This is a genomic window from Bordetella sp. 15P40C-2, assembly GCF_009763235.1.
GTDB lineage: Bacteria > Pseudomonadota > Gammaproteobacteria > Burkholderiales > Burkholderiaceae_B > Bordetella_A.
In genome coordinates, this window is record NZ_WSJA01000025.1 from 391,154 (window position 1) to 409,849 (window position 18,696).

At 60.7% G+C, this 18,696-nt stretch carries 11 protein-coding genes; 2 read left to right on the forward strand and 9 right to left on the reverse strand.

Translation table 11 applies throughout. From position 1 onward, the window contains the following. Positions 1-103: 103 nt before the first annotated feature. The 4 genes from GOQ25_RS12630 to GOQ25_RS12645 all read right to left on the reverse strand — a co-directional run bounded on the left by GOQ25_RS12630 (position 104) and on the right by GOQ25_RS12645 (position 6,385). The gene (locus GOQ25_RS12630) at positions 104-2,575 is read right to left on the reverse strand and encodes a penicillin acylase family protein (protein ID WP_160350807.1); all 2,472 of its coding nucleotides are present in this window, start codon (positions 2,573-2,575) and stop codon (positions 104-106) included. Positions 2,576-2,664: 89 nt separating this feature from the next. Further along, entirely contained in the window at positions 2,665-4,878 is a 2,214-nt protein-coding gene (locus tag GOQ25_RS12635; RefSeq protein WP_160350808.1) for a xanthine dehydrogenase family protein molybdopterin-binding subunit, read from the reverse strand. A 12-nt stretch (positions 4,879-4,890) separates the two neighbouring features. Then, positions 4,891-5,880, reverse strand: a complete 990-nt coding sequence (locus tag GOQ25_RS12640) for a xanthine dehydrogenase family protein subunit M (protein ID WP_160350809.1) — start codon at positions 5,878-5,880, stop codon at positions 4,891-4,893. Further along, positions 5,873-6,385, reverse strand: coding sequence for a (2Fe-2S)-binding protein (locus tag GOQ25_RS12645; RefSeq protein WP_160350810.1), 513 nt, complete (start codon positions 6,383-6,385; stop codon positions 5,873-5,875). Before GOQ25_RS12645 ends, GOQ25_RS12640 begins: the two co-directional genes overlap by 8 nt. Before the next feature lie 176 nt (positions 6,386-6,561). Here GOQ25_RS12645 and GOQ25_RS12650 point away from each other — a divergent pair, with 176 nt between their 5' ends. Further along, positions 6,562-7,839 carry an O-acetylhomoserine aminocarboxypropyltransferase/cysteine synthase family protein gene (locus tag GOQ25_RS12650; RefSeq protein WP_160350811.1) on the forward strand — a complete coding sequence of 426 codons (1,278 nt, stop codon included), beginning with the start codon at positions 6,562-6,564 and terminating at the stop codon, positions 7,837-7,839. A 113-nt stretch (positions 7,840-7,952) separates the two neighbouring features. Here GOQ25_RS12650 and GOQ25_RS12655 read toward each other — a convergent pair whose 3' ends face one another. The 5 genes from GOQ25_RS12655 to GOQ25_RS12675 form a co-directional block, all read right to left on the reverse strand. After that, positions 7,953-8,390: a GNAT family N-acetyltransferase gene (locus tag GOQ25_RS12655; RefSeq protein WP_160350812.1), complete on the reverse strand. Its 438-nt coding sequence runs from the start codon at positions 8,388-8,390 to the stop codon at positions 7,953-7,955. 50 nt (positions 8,391-8,440) lie between these two features. After that, entirely contained in the window at positions 8,441-15,322 is a 6,882-nt protein-coding gene (locus GOQ25_RS12660) for an autotransporter outer membrane beta-barrel domain-containing protein (RefSeq protein WP_160350813.1), read from the reverse strand. A gap of 259 nt (positions 15,323-15,581) precedes the next feature. Continuing rightward, the gene (locus GOQ25_RS12665; RefSeq protein WP_160350814.1) at positions 15,582-15,806 is read right to left on the reverse strand and encodes a hypothetical protein; all 225 of its coding nucleotides are present in this window, start codon (positions 15,804-15,806) and stop codon (positions 15,582-15,584) included. A gap of 191 nt (positions 15,807-15,997) precedes the next feature. After that, positions 15,998-16,960: a tripartite tricarboxylate transporter substrate binding protein gene (locus GOQ25_RS12670; RefSeq protein WP_160350815.1), complete on the reverse strand. Its 963-nt coding sequence runs from the start codon at positions 16,958-16,960 to the stop codon at positions 15,998-16,000. A gap of 40 nt (positions 16,961-17,000) precedes the next feature. Then, entirely contained in the window at positions 17,001-17,720 is a 720-nt protein-coding gene (locus GOQ25_RS12675; RefSeq protein WP_160350816.1) for a PIG-L deacetylase family protein, read from the reverse strand. Between the two features lie 94 nt (positions 17,721-17,814). Here GOQ25_RS12675 and GOQ25_RS12680 point away from each other — a divergent pair, with 94 nt between their 5' ends. Then, the gene (locus tag GOQ25_RS12680; RefSeq protein ID WP_160350817.1) at positions 17,815-18,519 is read left to right on the forward strand and encodes an IclR family transcriptional regulator; all 705 of its coding nucleotides are present in this window, start codon (positions 17,815-17,817) and stop codon (positions 18,517-18,519) included. The last annotated feature ends 177 nt before the right edge of the window (positions 18,520-18,696 follow it).

An 18,696-nucleotide genomic window follows, 5' to 3' on the forward strand; every position in this document is an offset into this window, starting at 1 on the left:
ACACCAGCCTCCGGGCGCATCTGAGTGCGCCGATGCCGAGAGATGACAGCTCTCGACACCGGTTTGCCACGGCACGCGCGCGAGGGCGAGGCCCTACACACGCTTATTGCCGGGCCGCGCCAGGGCGTAGCACGAGGCTATCTCCCAACTCGCTCTCGACCTTTTCGCGGCTATAGGCCATCGGCACGTACTTGCCAGTTGCCCAGCCTTCCAAGAGGTTCTGGTAGTACGGACTACGCGGGTCGGCTGATTGGCCCGGGGTATTTTGAATACGCGAATTATCCCAATTGCCCACGTCGATCACCTGACGGTAGGACGCGCCGCTGATCTGACGGAAATCCGACTTGCGGAACGTTGCGCGGTGAACGGTGTCATTGTCGCCGCTGACCGCGTAACGTGGCGTGCTCCAGGCCTTGGCCGTGTCCGGCGGCAGCATCTTTGCCAAGCTATGCTCGAACTGAATATGGTGCAGACGGCCCCATTCCCACTTGCTCGAGTCGTTGCCCAACATCGCGGTCAGCTTCTGCATACCGTCGCCCAACGCAGCCAACAACAGGGCATCGCGACCTTGTTCGGGGCGCGGACCAAAGGCCGCATCCGGCGTGGCGAGCTTCTCCAACACCTTGATGGTCTTCAGTTCCCCATAGGCCTTGTGCCCTTGCGCGGGCACGTATAGCTCGGTGACACGCTTGACCACCTCCGGCAGCCAGAACTCATACACGGTAGCGGCCTCGGAATCGACCTCGGTGCGTGCGTCCCAGTCTTTCAGCAGACGCAGCCCCTCGCCCACCAACGGGTCGGTGGAGTTAAGCGATTTGGCATAGCCCGTGAGCGTGCGCGCGGGGATGGAGAGGTTATCGAACTGCAGCTTTTGCGAGGTCTCGAGGTCCAGGCCTTGCGCATCGGCCAGAACTTCGCGGATACGCTGCACGCGATACGGTTCGGCCCAGGTGCGGTTCGAAATATCCTTGTAGGGATAGTCGGCCGGCAGGTTGTATTCATTGGCCGTGGCGATATAGCCTTCCGGTGGATTGAATGCCCTGGGCAGCGCCTTGGGATCGAGGAACCCGCTCCATTCGAATTCACCATTGCCCGGCACCGGCAGCATTCCCGACCAGTCCGCGCGCGGGCGAATCGGGGCAATACTGCCACCGAACCAGCCGATGTTGCCATCCACGTCGGCATAGACCATGTTTTCGCTAGGCGTGTAGTGGCGTTCCATACCGGCGACGAATTCATCCCAGTTCTGGGCTTGATTCAAGCGCAGGCTGGCGAGATAAGCCGCAGTCCCCGGATACTCGAGATAGGCAGCGCGTAGCGCATACGCTTTATGAGTTGCGGCATCCTCATGGATCACCGGACCGTGACGGGTGAACTTCAATTGACGCGTGACGGGTTGCTGACCGCGCACGTCGATGGTTTCGTTAAGTGTACGCATATCCTCCCAGCCGCCGCGATAGCGATACTGGTTGGGATTGGCGGGATTGGTTTCGTAAACGTAGAGGTCTTCTTCGTCCGCGAACGCGAAAATCGTCAAGCCGAACGCGATGCGTTCATTATGGCCCATCGATACGCCGGGCAGCGCGGGCTCGCCAGCGCCGATCACATTCCAACCGGGGGCATTCAAATGGACCATGTAGCGCAATGAAGGCATGGCGATGGATCGATGGGGATCGCCCGCCAGGATAGGCCGTCCAGACGCGGTGCGCTGCCCGGAGATCGTCCAGTTATTGCTTTCATATCGCGGGGCCATGGCATCGAAATCCGGATCCAGCGATGCCATCAGATTCGCGGACAGTGTATTGGCCAGGATTTCGCGTTCTTCCGCAGCCAAGGGGCTGCGCGGGAAATCCGATGCCTCGAACTTCTGCCCATCGCGGGCGAGCTTGTAGTTTGCCAGTACGGCGTCGCTGATCTGGGCCACGTTCAAACCGGCGGGCACTTGCAACGCAATGGGCGGCTCATAGACCCCAAGCGCCTGCACATTGTTCACACCCAGCGCCGCGATTTGCTGAGCCAGCTTCACCTCCGCGGTCAGGTTCCGGGTCAGGCCGTAGAGACGGATCAACGAAGTTTCGGGGCTCCAGTAGCCGGGCTCGGTGCCTGTGAGCTTGAACTCTGGCGGCATTTGATCGGGGTTGGCTTTCACCCAATCGACATAGGCGTTGATCCCTTGCGCGAACGCGGTCAGGATCGCCTGACCGTCGGGGTGATAACTGGCGAACTCGGTCTGCAAGTCACCACGATACAAAAACAGTCGCGCTGCACGGTCCTGTTCGATAAAGCGCGGGCCGAACTGCTCGGCCATCTTGCCTTCACCTTGACGGCGCCAGAGGTCGAGCTGCCACAGCCGGTCGCGTGCCGCGCTGAATCCTTGCGCAAAGAAGAGATCGTTTTGATTCTGCGCATAGATATGCGAGACACCGTATTTATCTCGCAGTATTTCGACTGACTGCGATAACCCCGGCATATCAAGGGTGGCGTGTTTGTCGCCTCCCGTCGAGGCGCAGCCTCCCAACAGCGCCACCAGTCCACATGCCAGCCATGTAGAGACCTTTTTATTCAACCTACGCATTGCCCCTCTCCCAGTAGTTGCCGAACTTCCCTCTCCCGGCAAACGTGACGACAAAACAGGCTATCGAGATATAACGGTCGAATGACACTCTACGCCTGGACTGCGGCCCCTATCAAGTCTTCGATCTTCACGGGCAATTCTCTGACGCGTACGCCCGTTGCGTGATAGACGGCGTTCATCACGGCCGCGGCAAACCCGGCTAAGCCAATTTCGCCGATACCGCGTGCACCAACCTCGTTCCAGACGACATCCGGGTAGTCGAGAAATGACACGTCGATCTGCGGTGCGTCGGCATGCGTGGCGACCAGGTAATCCGCGAGGTTGCTGTTTACCGGCGCACCAGAGCGATGGTCGTAATGGGTTTGCTCAAGCATCGCCATGCCTATGCCCATGATGATCGCGCCCTCGATCTGATTACGACCAGTGCGAGGATTCAGGATTCGACCGCCATCGATGACGGTCACAACCCGCTTGACGCGCAGGCGTGCCGTCGCGGCATGCCAAGCGACTTCGACGAAGTGAGCCCCGTATGTGGCGATGGAGTATTTTTTCTTCGCGTCCGCGCCGGTATCGGCCTGCCCCTCGCCCGCGACACTGACTACGCCGGAAGCTGTCAATATCTCTGTCACAGGGACACCGGGGTCGTTCTGATCGTGCTTTAGCGCGAGACGTCCGTCACGCATGACCAGATCGTCAGCAGATTTCCCTGCGTACGGTGCGTCCTTTTTAGTGGCCAGTTTGATGGCGGCCCGCACGGCTTTACGGGTGGCCGAAAGCGCTGCCGGCACAATAGACGCCGTGGCCGCGGAACCGCCAGACACGGGACCGGGTGGCAATCTCGTATCGCCCAACCCCACTTCAATACGATCAAGAGGGATGCCGGTCTCGGCACTGAGTAGCTGGGCAAGGATGGTGTATGTGCCCGTGCCGATATCCTGTGTGGCGCAGAGTATTCGCGCCGTGCCGTCAGCGTGTAACGTCACGCGGACTTCGCTAGGCATGCGCATCGCAGGCCACGTACAGGCCGCCATGCCCCAGCCCAGTACTTCGTCGCCCTGACGCATCGCGCCGACTTCGGCCTGGCGACGGTGCCAGCCGAAACGCTCAGCGCCTTGCTCCAGACATTCGTGCAGATGCCGCGAAGAGAAAGGCAAATTCTTGCCTTCGTCATGATCGGGCTCGTTTTTAAGCCGCAGCTCGATGGGGTCCATCTTCAAGGCCCAGGCGAGCTCGTCCATCGCGGACTCGAGCGCATACATGCCGGGCACGGCGCCCGGCCCGCGCATGGAGGTGGGCGCACCGACGTGGCGCCTCGGCATGCCCCAACACACCGACAAGTTAGGCGTGCTGTACATGCGCGGCGTGGGCTCGCCACAACCCTCGCGATAATCGTCGCGTATCGACGCCTGGCTCAGGTAATGGTGCTGTATCGACACCAAGCGCCCATCCTGCGTAGCGCCCAAGCGCAGATGCTGGCGCGTATAGGGACGATGGCCCGCGCTGTGAAAAGTCATGGCCCGGCTGATGACGACTTTGACGGGTAGGCCGAGCATGCGGGCCGCCACGGCTGCCAGCAGTGAATGCGGCCACGGCCAGAGCTTGCCGCCAAATCCCGAGCCCAAATAATGCGAGATCACGCGCACGTTTTCGATGCCCATACCGAGCATCTGGGCGATCACGTCACGCTGGTTGACCACGCCTTGCGTGGCATCATAGAGCGTGAGGGTATCGTCATCGTAATGCGCGACACACGCATGCAACTCGATGGAGTTATGCGTTTCGACTGGCGTCGAGTACACCGCGTCTATGCGTACGGGGGCTTGTGCAAAAGCGCTCGCCGCATCGCCTCGCGTGCTTTCCGTGTTGGGGGTGTCTTCCTCTGCGGGTGGCGAGACATCGGGTGATTGCGCGTCATAGGTCACTTCGACCGCATTCGCCGCTGCCTGGGCTTGCTCGTAGGTATCGGCCACGACAAAGGCAACATACTGCCCGTAGTATCGAACCTGATCGTCATCCAGTGGCGGGCGCCTTTCGTCAATCGAGCCGCCCGCGGCACGGTACAGCGGTGGGCGGTTGCCATGATGCAGCACCACGCGCACGCCCGGCATGGACTGCGCGCGAGCGGTATTTATCGACACCACGCGACCATGTGCGATGGTGGCGCATACCGGCATGCCATACACCATCCCCGGCAAATTAAAGTCCGCTGTGTAGCGCGCGGCCCCGCTTACCTTGACGGGGCCGTCGATGCGGGCATAAGGACTTCCAATCGCCTCGGGGTTGGCCAGTTGAGCTTGAGCCATGATGCGCTTCCTCTATTGCGGTGGCAGAGCGGTGGACAGGGTGTGCACGAGACAGCGCCGGGCCAGCTCGATCTTGAAGCCGTTCTCGCGATAGGGGATGGCGTCTTGCAAAGCGGCCTTCGCGGCCTGCTCGTAAAGCGACCGAGTGGGGATTTGATCCAGTAGCACTTGTTCAGCCTGCGGGCAATGCCAGGGTCGCGTGCCCACTCCACCCAGGGCAATTCCGGCCTTCGCGATACGGCCATCATGGACTTGCAGCACAACGGCGGCCGAGGCCAGCGCGAATTCATAAGAAGCACGATCGCGCAGTTTGATGTAGCAGGTATGCGTGCCCTCTCCCAGCGGTGTCAAGCCGACGTAGGTAATCATCTCTCCAGGTTCCAGCACCGTTTCCCGATGAGGGGTGTCGCCCGGCAACAAATAGAACTCCCGAATCGGGATGGCGCGCTCTCCGGCCCGATGCTGCACATGCACCGTGGCGTCCAACGCCATCAGCGCAACGTTCATGTCAGAAGGATTACTGGCGATGCAATGTTCGCTGGTACCCAATACCGCCAAATTGCGATGGTGCCCCTCAATCGCATCACAACCCGTGCCAGGCTCGCGTTTATTGCAGCGCGCCGCACGATCGCGGAAATACACACAGCGAGTGCGCTGCAGCAAATTGCCACCGGTCGTCGCCATATTGCGTAGTTGAGGCGAAGCGCCGGATAGCAGCGCTTGGGATAGCACCGGATACCTATCGGCAATATGCGCATCATTCGCCAGGTCTGCATTGCGCACGAGCGCACCAATCAACGTTCGGCCATCGGACAGCTGCTCGACCCGGTCCAGGCCTAAGCCATTGATATCGACGACATGCGAAGGCGTCTCGACATCGAGTTTCATCAAGTCAATGAGTGTCGTGCCCCCCGCTAAGAAGCGTATCTGGTGCGCGTGTTCCTGCGCCAAACGCAGCGCTGCATCCAGATCATGAGCACGCGTGTATTCAAAACTATGCATGGCTTTTCCCTTTGGTGCGCACGTCTTGAATCGCGGCCACAATGTTCGAATAGGCACCGCAGCGGCAGATATTGCCGCTCATCATTTCGCGGATGTCTGCATCGCTATCGCCACAAGGTTCTTGGAGCAAAGCGGCCGCGGACATGATCTGTCCGGCCGTGCAGTAGCCGCATTGATAGCCGTCGTGTGCGACAAAGGCGGCTTGCAAAGGGTGCATCGACTCTGGGCCACCCAAGCCCTCAATGGTGGTGATCTTCTGCCCTTGCACCGAGATGGCCAATACCAAGCAGGCATTGACGCGGGGGCCATCCACGTGCACCGTACAGGCACCGCACTGACCGTGATCACAGCCTTTCTTGGTGCCCGTCAGGTTTAACTTTTCGCGCAAGGTGTCTAGAAGCGTGGCGCGCGGATCCACCGTCAATGTCCGAGCCTCGCCATTGACGTGGAGCGTGATCGGAATGTTTTGTTCGGAGACTGATGTGGGGGAAACGAGTACCGACATGAGGGAGCTCCGGCTGGCTAGAGTTGACTGGCAGCCGGCAGCAAGTTGCGTTCCTACATTATCGATAGCACCCGACCGGTTCCCCTGCACGCGGTGGTGGACGATAATAGACCGAGGAATCGCAGGCGAATCGCGCCTTCTGCATCCTGCTAATGACAACCTGACTTTTTATAAATATGAGAATAGAGACACTTGCCGTCCATGCCGGTTATAGCCCCGATCCCACGACCAAGGCCGTGGCGGTCCCCATCTATCAGACAGTCGCCTATGCGTTTGACAACGCGCAGCACGGGGCGGATCTGTTTGATCTGAAGGTCCCCGGCAACATCTATACGCGCATCATGAACCCCACCACCGACGTGCTGGAAAAGCGCGTCGCGGCGCTGGAGGGCGGTATCGCGGCGCTAGCCGTGGCGTCTGGCATGGCCGCCATCACGGCCGCGATTCAGACCTTGGCCGAAACTGGCGACAATATCGTCAGCGCCAGCACGTTGTATGGCGGCACGTACAACCTGTTCGCTCACACCTTTCCCCAGCAAGGGATCGAAGTACGCTTTGCCGACCCCCGCGATCCGGCAAGCTTTGGCGCGTTGATCGACGACAAGACCAAAGCCGTGTTCATCGAGTCCATCGGTAACCCGCTGGGCAACGTCACCGATATCCGCGCGCTAGCCGATGTGGCCCACGCGCATGGCGTGCCCATGATCGTGGATAACACGGTGCCTTCGCCCTATCTGCTGCGCCCGTTCGAACACGGCGCCGATATCGTGGTGCATTCGCTCACGAAGTATCTGGGCGGACATGGCACCAGCGTAGGCGGCGCGATTGTCGATAGCGGTAAATTTCCCTGGGCCGAACACAAGCAACGGTTCAAGCGACTCAATGAACCCGATGTCAGTTACCACGGCGTGGTCTACACCGAAGCCCTCGGTCCGGCCGCCTACATCGGCCGTGCGCGTGTCGTCCCGCTACGCAATATGGGCGCCGCGATCTCGCCAGAAAACGCCTTTCAAATCTTACAAGGCATCGAAACGCTGGCTTTGCGCATGGACCGTATTTGCGACAACGCCCAGAAAATTGCCGAAGCCCTGCAAAAGCATCCCAAAGTGGAATGGGTGCGCTATGCCGGGCTGAAGGATCATCCTGATCACGCTATCGTACAGAAACAGTCCGGCGGGCGCGCCTCGGGCATTCTGTCGTTCAGCCTGAAAGGCGATGGCGGCCGTGAAGCCGGCGCGCGGTTCCTGGATGCGCTCAAGCTGTTCACGCGTCTGGTCAACATCGGCGACGCAAAGTCACTGGCCACGCACCCGGCGTCGACCACGCACCGCCAGCTGAATGCGCAGGAGCTCGCCAAGGCGGGTGTCACAGAAGGCATGGTGCGACTGTCCATCGGCATCGAACATATTGATGATCTGATGGAAGATCTGGAACAGGCGCTCAGCCAAGTCTGATCGTGATGAATCAGGACCTCTCCGTCGAGAGGTCTGACTAGCGGTTGTTTGACATCAACCGCTAGCACCTTCGTACATGACGCCGGGTCCTGGCTACGCAAAACCCCTCGTTTTCAGGGAGCTTTGCGATACTGCACAAAGCCCGGACGATCCGCGATGCGGTCGTATAACTGCATCGCGGTATGGTTGCTCTCGTGCGTCAGCCAATACACCCGAGGCGATTGCTTCTCCCGCGCCTGGGCGTACACATGCTCGATCAACGCCCGGCCATGGCCCGTACCCCGCAGCTGCGGATCGACGAATAGATCTTGCAGATAGCAGTAATCGCCCTCGTTCCAGCAGGATCGATGGAATATCCAATGCACCATCCCGACAGCGCGACCCTCGTGAAACGCCAAGGCAGCGTACATGGGTTCATCGGGGTTTAGAAAACGATTCCAGGTCTTGGCGGTGACGTGTTCCGGGATTTCAACGTTGTAAAACGTCTGGTATCCCTTCCAAAGCGGCAGCCAAGCATCGAAATCGTGCTCGGTGATCGGGCGAATATCCATAGTGGTTTAAGCGTCAACAAAAGTTATACGTACGCGCATCATACTAAAGCCTAGAAGCGCATCCCCAACAGCATCTGCACCGAACGATCGTTATAGCGATCGCCCAAGCGTTGCCGCCATGCCGCGCGCAGCACCATGCCTTCCTGGGTCTCAATATCCATGCCGATGCGATACTCACCAAACACCGATGGCAGCGCTTGCGACAGGCGGAAACTATCGCCGGTGTGGTCGACCTTCAGTCGCGCGTGCGTGGACCAATCGTTATCCGGCATCCAGTTGACGCCCACGCTCATGTAAGGACGTAGCGACAAGCCAGCCGTTTCGATACGCCCCCCGAATTCGACCGAGGGACTGATCATGGCGCGCACATCGCTTGCGCCATCGAAAGCCAGATTGAACGCGCCACCGCCCTTTTCCGAGTATGACGGCACGCGCTGGTAGATGACATCGACATCCATCGAAGGCTTCACGTAGTAGTCGCCCATCTGATGCGTGTAGGCGCCTTGCAAGCGCAGCGCGGCGAAGTAGCTATTCCAATCGGAATGCGGCTGCACGATTCCATCGACCGTGCGGATCGCGCGCTGCGTATCGTAGGATCCGCGCCCCGCGCTCACCGCAGCGGCGTATGACCAAGGTCCATGAATCTTCCGCAGGAACGCCACACCACTAATGTTGTGACCCGACGTCTTTAACGGCGTATCAATCGCCTTACCGTTGACATCCTCATACGAAACACCACCGCCCGCCACCCAGCCATTGCCCAAGGGACGTTGACCACCGAACATATAACGGACCGAACGATAGTCAAAGCCGGAATCATGGTGACGCGATCCGCGGTTGAGCCAATTGCCCTGAATGTCGCCCCAGAAACAGGCCTGCTCTTGCGCATCGGCCTGGGTGTTATCGACCGATGGGCAAGCCATCGAGCGATTCAGGAACATACGATTGGCCAAAGGCACGATCGCGACGGGCGCTTGGATGGCATCGTTAGCAATTTGATCCAGGACATCCGCATAGGCCTGGGTATCTCGGGCCTCGGCGACCGTGTCAAAGACAGGTGCGTACTCGGCACCAGGCGGTGTGGCGCCGTCGCTGCGCGCAGCGGAACCAGAAGGTGACGCTAACGCGGTTTCGGCCGTTGTCCATTTACGGCCCAGATAGCGAGCCACCTCGACCTGTTCCTCCGACAGCTCGGCGGCATTGCGCGTGAAGTCCGCACTGATGCCCACCAACAGCGTATTGCCCTCTCTGATGAGCGGATACTCGAAAACCTCGGACTTCTCGACAGTAAAACCATCTGCCAACGTGAGGCTCTTGCGCGCGTCGAAGACCTGCACAGGCTCACTCGGCATACGGTTACGGCCCCCCACCTTGAGTGTGCCATCCAGATACGCGGTACCCCCGACGGTCAAGACATCTGCCTTGCTCAGTCTGAAGTCGACCTTGGGTTCGAAAGTACCGGTGGCCTCTTGCCTGAAGTCGCCTCTGACAAAAGTCGTCGCCAGGTCTCTGTTGCCGCCGACCTGCAGCAAACCGTGGTTCGTCAGCAACCCCGGCGCGATCGTGTACATATCGCCCATGCTCAACGCCATGGTTTCGCCGGTCTTGATAATGCCGTAGTTGTTGACCACGCCAGGCAGATCCTGATTAAGAAGCACTGACCCCTGCAGCGTGCCGTAGTTGTCAATCTGGGTGGTCTGCTCGTAGGTCGTCGATCGCACGGCGACGCGAGACAACGCGCGCACTGTCGCGCCACTGCCGATAGTGATGCGGTTGTCTTTGCCGCCCGACAGCTCGATCCCAGCGGCTTTGCCCGATCCGCCCAACACGAAGCCATTGTCTTTGACGTTGATCGTGATCGAATCGACTTGCGACCCGAGACTCTGTGCAAAGATGGCCGACGAGTTCGCGCCCATGGCCTGAATCGTACCGCCCACATCCACGGTGATCGGTCCGCCGCTGCCCGTACCCTCATGGCCGGCGCGGCCTGCCAGGTCATCAACCAGCCCGCCGCCGCCGCCAATGCTTTGCACGAAAACGCCGGGCGCACCGGCGCCGCTCGTGCTGATCAAGCCGTCAACGCGCACGTTCACCGCCGCGCCATTACCAACACCCGCGTTTTGACTGGTGAGCATGGCCCATTGGGGGCCCTGCGTGGTCACGCCATTCCAGCCGGTGTAGACATATCCGCCTCCGCCGCCGATGCTCTGCGCCAGGATGCCGTACGCGCCGTCACCCAAGGTGGTGATGCTGCCCGTTTTGTCCATCCCGATGTCAATCTTGTTGGCATCGCCATTACCTGCGGTCTTGGCATTGAACGTGGTTTGGGGCGACGAATCTCGCACACCGAAGATCCGGGTCACACCGCCGCCACCGCCTATGCTCTGCGCCAGGATCCCATGCGCGGCATTGCCCGCTGTCTGGAGCGCGCCATGCTGACTGATGCGAACCTCGCCCGCCGCCCCGGTTCCGCCGCCGAGTTCCAACTTGGCCCGTTTGATGCCCTCCTGATAAACGGCGTGCGTCATCCCGCCGCCACCGCCCAGGCTCTGTGCCAAGACGCCGACACCGCCCTCGCCCAGGGTCACGACTTTTGAGCCAGCCGCATTGGTCGCTTGTACCAGGCCGCCGGGGCCGCTGGATCTCGACGCACCCGACAATGCCAGGGTCGCGAAATCGATTTTGACTTTCGTGTCGTAGTCCTTGATGGTCGTGCCGACGCTGGTGCTACCGCCCACGCCGCCACCGCCTCCCACGCTTTGTAGCCGCACGGCGTCGCCGAACTTTCCCGTGGCTTGAATCTGGCCACCCGCATCCTGCGTCCAGGTCACATTGCCGCCGCGACCGGCGGCTCCGCCGCTGCCGCCAACCGCCAGCGAGAGTTGATGAACCGGCGTGATGGCAAGACGGGACGTGGTGTAGGACGCCGTGGCCGCGCCACCCGTGCCGCCCCCACCGCCAATACTTTGCACAACGGCGCCAGCGTGGGTATCGCCCTGAGCCAGAATCGTGCCGCTGTTGGTGACCTTGACCTCGCCACCATCGCCTCCGGTGCCGCCGCTACCGCCAATGGTCGTGGCGAGCGACCAGCCTTGCGGTGGGCCCTTCCATTCAATTATGGCATCTACGCTATCGGCCGAGACGCCTGCGCTGACCAACCCCGCGGCGCCACCGCCCCCCCCAATGCTTTGCGCCACCAATGCGTCACCATTGGCAGTCTGGATCGTGCCGCTATGGGCGATTGTGACTTTGCCGCCTTGCCCGGCCGTGCCACCAGCCCCGCCCAACGCCAAACCGAGACTCAGCTTGGCTGCGCCCTCACCCGCTTCGCTGGAACTGGCAATTCCGCCGCCGCCGCCGATACTTTGAACAAGCAGGCCAGTGCTCTCGCGGCCCAGCGTTTGTATCGTGCCGTGCTGGTTGACGGTCACATCGCCCGCTTCGCCCCCTTTTCCTCCCTTTCCACCCAATGACAGGGCTAAGGAAAGATCACCACCGGGCGCGGAAGCGGAACTGGTGCCGCTACGGCCACCGCCGCCGCCAATACTTTGGACGATCATGCCCACGCTTTGCCTGCCGTGCGTGACGACTGTACCGGCATTGGTGGCCGTGACACCGGCTCCTACGCCTCCTTCGCCGCCGTCACCGCCCAAGGAAATGGAGAGCGCCCCTTTATAGCTAGGTTTCGCTGGCTCGGGCGAAGGCTCGGGGTCCGGCATGGGATAGGGAGGCGGTGCGGGCCAGGGCGGGAAATCCTTATCGCCCAACGAGGACCCGGCGCCCCCGCCACCACCCACGCTTTGCACCAGGACACCATCGCTGGCAATTCCCGAGGTTACGATGGTGCCACTGGCAGCCTGCGTCAATGATACGGTTCCCGCGTTGCCCCCGTCGCCGCCCTTGCGACCGATCACGATGGCCACTCTGCCGTTGTCAGCACGGGTGTCACCGTGCGTCAATCCACCAGCCCCGCCGCCGCCGCCAATGCTTTGAGCAATCAGACCAATGGCGCCATTGCCGGCCGTGGCTATGTCGCCCGATTGCTTGACCTCCACCGCACCGCCATCGCCGCCGCTACCGCCTTTGCCGCCGATAGACAGCACGCCCGCAAAACTGGTCGCGCCGTAGGCGACTGCACGCGAGGCGGCACCGCCGCCGAGACCGCCGCCTCCGCCGATGCTTTGGGCCAGCAAGCCCGTGGCGTGCTCGCCCTGCGTCCGGACCGCGCTCTGGTTGTCGACCTTGACTTCGCCACCCGAGCCGCCATCACCGCCACTGCGGCCAATAGAGATGGCCAGCGACACGTCATACCCTGTGGAAGCGGAAAAACTGAATGCGCGGGCCGTGCCTGCGGTGCCGCCTCCGCCGCCGATACTTTGTGCAATCAGCCCGCGTGCCCCATCACCCGCCGTGCGGATTTGCTCCAGATTCGTCGCTTGGACCGCGCCACCGGCGCCGCCATTACCGCCGGCACCGCCCACGGCAATGGCGGCGCTACCGGAATATTTCGGCGAGACCGACATGGCGATCGCCGCGCCAGCCCCGCCAGCGCCGCCGCCCCCACCGATGCTCTGCAGTAACGCACCATGCGCGTCATCGCCACGGGTCGAGATGCTGGCGCGGTTAGTCAACCTCACGGAATCGCCGTTCCCGGAAGCGCCACCCGAACCGCCAACACTAACGCTGAAAATGGTAACGCCAACCCCGGTCGAGTTACCGCCAATACCGCCACCGCCGCCCACCGACTGGGCGAGCAATCCAACTGCTCCCTTGCCCTGCGTGTCGATGACGCCGTCGGTGTCCAAGGACACCGTCCCGGCATTTCCCGCCGCAGCGCCGTCGCCGCCCAGCGATTGCAGATAGAGATGCAAGCCCAACGTTGTCGCCGTGCCGGCGTCACCGCCGCCGCCGCCAATGCTTTGCGCGACCACGCCCATGGCGTCATCGCCCTTAGTGATGATTGCGCTGGACTTGTCCAAGGCGAGGTTGATGCGACCACCATTGCCCGCTACGCCGCCTTTACCGCCTACACCTATGGTCGCACCTATACCCACGGCGAGGGAACTCGCGCCCGCGCCACCACCTCCGCCGATACTTTGTGCGTGGATGCCGTAGCCGAGTTCGCCGTGCGTCGTGATGGTGCCCGAGTTATAGACGTTGACCGACGCGCCGTCGCCACTGGACTTACCATCGCCACCAATGGCCACCAGGCCGGCCACGCTGCCGCCGTTACCGCCGCCACCGCCGATACTTTGTACCAGCATGCCTTTGGCGGCTTTACCCTCGACCGTGACATCGCCCAGGTTGGAGACTTGGACGTCCCATCCGTGCGCACCCGGACTATTGGCCTGCGGGTCTCCACCCAGCATTGCCTGGCCCTCGGCTGTCTGCTGGCCACCTGCCCCACCGACACTCTGCGCGAACAAACCGTGGCTGCCCTCGCCTTTCGTGTGGATGGTGCCAAAATTCCTGAGCTCCACCGTACCGCTGCGGCTGTTCGCCCCGCCATGTCCGCCTACCGACCAAAATCCCATGCCGGACCCGCCATCGCCCGCCGCGCCGCCAAGGCTCGCTGCGTACAAGCCGTGAGCGTCTCTGCCAGCCGTCTGGATATTGGCTTCGCTGATCAGGCTGACCTTGCCTCCATTGCCGCCGGAGCTGCCATCGGCACCCGGGGAATAAATGATCCCACCCTTACCGCCATTGCTGCCGCCGCCGCCCCGGCTGACAGCTTGCACGCCGCTGGCCTCGTCGCCCCAAGTCGTGATCGTCGCGCGGTTGCCTAACCAGACCGACACGTCGCGCCCGTCACCGCCAGACCCTGCCATCCCGCCTCGTGCCAAGGCGGACCCACCGCCCCAGAATCCCGAACCGCCATTGCTTTCGGCCAAGACTCCGCTGGATGCAGCGCCAGCGGTTTCGATCCTGACGCCATCCAAATTCGCCCGGACACGGCCTCCGCTGCCCCCCGAGCCTCCGTCTGCACCGTTAAGCCAGCTGTTGCCGCCGACGCTACCCCCCGCGCCACCCGCGCTGCGCACGACTAAACCGGAAGCGGCGTAGCCCGTCGTCGAAATCTCGCTGACCGTGCCTCCTGATTGCGCGGTCACATCAGCCTGTACATCACCGCCGTTGCCGCCCGTGCCTCCATGACTTTTGTTGGTCTGGACGATGCCCCCAGCGACCGTCCCGCCTGCGCCGCCCTCGGAACGCAACGTGATACCGGCCCCAGACGACTTCACCCGACCGCTGAATTGTGCCTCGACCCGGTTTGCATTGCCGCCATTACTGCCTGACCAGCGAACGCCAACGGCTTCATAGCCACTATTGCCTTCGCCGCCGCGACTCAATGCCGAAATCCCAGCGGTTTTCGTGGCCTGCCCCTCGACGACCGTGTCCTTGGCATTGAGCGTAATGGCGCCTCCCGCACCCCCTCCCGCGCCGCCCTTTCTGCGCGAGCCGGCGTTCCCGCCGGAGGACACCAGTTCCGCCGCATAGCCAAATGCCGTGTTGTTGGCAATGCGCCCTTGCAGCGAAAGGCTTACTGCGCCGCCTGCGCCACCGACGGAACCCGCAGTGTCAGCCACTTTCCCGTTATGCCCATTGCCGCCATGACCGCCTTCGGAACGCAGGACGATGGCGCCCTCTGCGGCGGACACCTGCCGGTCGACCGAAGCAGCTTGGGAATAAGTGATGTCTTTCGCATTTCCGCCTGCCGTGGACCCGCGAAACGTCGACGCGTTGCGCCCGTCAGAACCCGCATTGCGGATGTACTCAGCCTTGTCAGTTTGCTGCGCTTGGGCAGCCAACGGCAGCAGCCAGAGGGCCGCCACAGAGGCTTTCAATCGGAAGGGAACCTTGGGGCTGACGTGGCCGGCACGCGGTGCAACGGGCCAGGAACGAACAATAGAACTGCTCTTGGGGGCGGGCAAAGACGTCTCCGTAACCAGAAAACGGAATCCCGTCACATGCCACTGCGTACTCGTATACCTATGCAGCTAACGCCAAGGCCTGCAGCAATCTATGCAACTAGAGATTTCCAACATGTTTTCTGCATTATGTAGGAGAAGAATGCCGATTGAAATAAAAATTTTCAAAGCAGAATTCGGACGGCTTGCTTTGCCTCTACTGCCTGACCAGCCTGCAGCAGACACCTTCGAGGGACACCCAGCGCCTGCATGGCGCGATCAACTAGCGTTTTTTGTGATAATTCAAAATCCGCCACGACAGCAACGCAGTGTAGGCAAAGAAACCGACGCCAATGACGGCAGCAACATAGTGCCATTGGTCCACAGCGTTCGCGAGCCCCCATACACAAGTGGCCAGCATAATTAGCGAGCACCAAAGACCGATGCGCGCCCACATCGGTCCGACCAGTTGCGCTCGTTGTGCCGCCTTACGCTCGAAATAATCCACAGGGAACCCCTTTGCGGAATTCAATACTAATTAGACAGATATTTGAGGGAGCGACAAACGACGAGACTGCTAATTCAGCGAAATTAAATAATATTCCTTATGAAGCGCCGCGCAAACGAATCGACCCCCAACTTTGGACATAAATCCAACGTTGGGGGTCGTTCCGGAATATGGCTTGTTATTTTGCGACGTCAGTCGAGCTGAATATTGGCTTCCTGTATCAGCTTGGTCCATTTCGCCGTATCGCGACGCACAATGTCAGCCAGTTCTGACGGCGTACTCGAGACAAACTCCACGCCTTGGGAATCGAATTTCTGGTTGATCGCAGGATCTCGCAAGACCTTTACCGTGGCCTGATTGAGCTTTTCGATAATCTCGGATGGCGTCCCCGCCTTGGCAAATAACCCATACCAGGTCGTGTACTCTACTCCCGGCAGTGTTTCGGAAATCTGCGGCAGATTCTTCGTGTCGGAGCCCGAGCTGGGCGCGCTCATCGCTAATGCGGTGACCGTGCCTTTATCGATCATAGGCTTAAGCGAAGGCATGCTGCTAAATAGCGCCTGCACCTGTCCCGATGCCAGATCCGTCACGACTTGGGAGGTGCCGCGATATGGCACGTGCACCACATCGACCTTGGCCTGATTTTTGAACATCTCCATGCCCAGGTGCGCCACACCGCCCACGCCGGCGGAACCGAAGTTCACCTTCCCCGGGTTCGCGCGCGCATAGTCAACCAACTCCTGCGTCGTACGCACGGGCAATTTGGCGGAGACCACCAAAACGTGGGGGCTCTGGGTGAGCAAGCTGATGGGCGCCAACAACTCCAGCACTTTCTTGTCTTCCATGACCTTGGACGGGACAGTCACGTTGCCCGAGGCTGGCATCAACAAGGTATAACCGTCTGCCGGTTGGCCCAAGACCTGATTTAAAGCCGGCACACCGTGTCCCCCGCCCTGGTTGACCACCACCACGGTCTGTCCCAACTCCTTGCCCAGCAATGCCGCGAACTCGCGTCCAACGATATCCGCGGGACCGCCCGCCGTAAACGGAATGACCATACGAATGAGCCGATCCGGATAATCCGCCACCGCCTGACTCATCGGCATCACGCCCACAGCAAGCGCGATGGTGCTCAATAATTTCTTGGCCAACATAATGACTCCTCCTGAGTTGAACTGCTGTTGTTATCGCGGTCTATACAACCAACGTCGACATCACGGTTGGAAAAATGCTTTGATAGGCCTCTCCGTACAGCTGCCCGGTGCTCTTAGCGCGCCGTCCAGCTTGGGCCCCGCGTTGCATAGCCACCCGCTCGTAATAAGCCCACAGATTGCGCTGCGTCGGCATCGACTGCATGGCTTGCCATTTCTTGTCCCACACCGACGTGATGTCAAGCAAGATGTTGGGCTTGAAGCCGCATAGTTCGGTTTGGTGCGGCTCGAAACTCATGATCTGCGGCGGAACAATATGATCGCGCCCATGCCCTGGCGCCATGGATTGCATGCGCGCACGCAACACCATGTCGAAGGTACGGCAATGATCCAGATTCGAAGGATCGTGTTCGGGGTGCGTCAAAACGACGGCTGGGTTCGTTCTCCGCATCGTTTGGGAAATCCGTTGCACAGCCTCAGCAGAGTCCGGCATCGGATAGTCACCCAGATCGTAAAAATCCAGGGAACTCACGCCCAGGACCGTTGCTGCTGCCTCGGCCTCGGCACGCCGCAATTGCTTGACGGCCTCGCGCTCCACCGCATCATGGCCTTGCCAGGCGGCGTTCGATTCGCCATTCTCGCCGTAGCTCAAACAAATCAAATGCACCGGCACGCCCCGCTGTGCATGCAACGCCATCGCGCCGCCGCAACGCCAAGCAAAGTCGCCTACGTGCGCGGTGACCACTAACAGAGATTGGGACACTGCTGTCTCCTACTGATGGAAGTATGCAGCCATTGTATTTTTGTACAATGACGTTGTACTGTATACAACGCAGAACGCTTTTCAGGAGAATGTCGTGAGTAACGAAGGGGTCGCCGCCGTGGAGCGCGCGCTTGGCGTGCTGGACTGTTTTCAACCGGGCGCCGAGCATCAGTCGTTGGCCGATCTGACCGCCAGAATCGGTCTGCATAAGACCACCGTTTTTCGTCTTCTGAACTCGCTGGTTCGTTGTGGTTACGTCGTTCGTGCCGAGGACGGACGATACAGTCTGGGCCCCCGCGTTCTTTACCTTGCTCGCGTCTACGAACGCGGATTCGATATGGAAGGTGTCGTCAGACCAGTGCTGGAGCATCTATCGCGGCAGACCGGGGAAAGCGCGGCCTTTTATGTGGAATCCGGTCAGCCCGGTCATCGGCTTTGCCTGTTCCGCCATCAGCCGCTCGAAGGTCTGCATAGCCAGGTGCTGGCCGGCACCATCATGCCGCCGGATCGCTCCTCGACGGGACGCGTTTTTTCGATATGGACGCAAGGAGAGCCGCAGCCTGAACACTCCTTGCCGCTACACTCCCGCGGCGCACGTGACCCGTACACATCATCGTGGTCCTTGCCCATTGTCGGCGATGAGGACCGCTTCGTCGGAGCACTGACGATCGCCGGTCCTTCCGCGCGTCTGGATCACGTCGACAAGCTCAGAGTCGTGAAATTATTGCTGACACAGGCTCATGAGCTGTCCAAGCGGCTAGGTGCATCGCCCGCGATCTTGCGATCGTTATATGACTAGCCTGCTAATGCCGACAGCGTTCTAATAATGACCACGGCTTTATCCATGAACGCAGAAGAGATCCGATACCGCAGGCTCTACATCATAAACGGGGGACGACCAGCATTCATTAGACTTGTTTTTGCGAAGAACCTGTCTAAAGGAAACAATGCTGATGTCCCCTATCGATTCTATCCT

Coding starts and splice junctions, on each gene's coding strand:
- GOQ25_RS12630 (WP_160350807.1), bottom strand. CDS start 2,575: ATGCGTAGGTTGAATAAAAAGGTCTCTACATGGCTGGCATGTGGACTG.
- GOQ25_RS12635 (WP_160350808.1), bottom strand. CDS start 4,878: ATGGCTCAAGCTCAACTGGCCAACCCCGAGGCGATTGGAAGTCCTTAT.
- GOQ25_RS12640 (WP_160350809.1), bottom strand. CDS start 5,880: ATGCATAGTTTTGAATACACGCGTGCTCATGATCTGGATGCAGCGCTG.
- GOQ25_RS12645 (WP_160350810.1), bottom strand. CDS start 6,385: ATGTCGGTACTCGTTTCCCCCACATCAGTCTCCGAACAAAACATTCCG.
- GOQ25_RS12650 (WP_160350811.1), top strand. CDS start 6,562: ATGAGAATAGAGACACTTGCCGTCCATGCCGGTTATAGCCCCGATCCC.
- GOQ25_RS12655 (WP_160350812.1), bottom strand. CDS start 8,390: ATGGATATTCGCCCGATCACCGAGCACGATTTCGATGCTTGGCTGCCG.
- GOQ25_RS12670 (WP_160350815.1), bottom strand. CDS start 16,960: ATGTTGGCCAAGAAATTATTGAGCACCATCGCGCTTGCTGTGGGCGTG.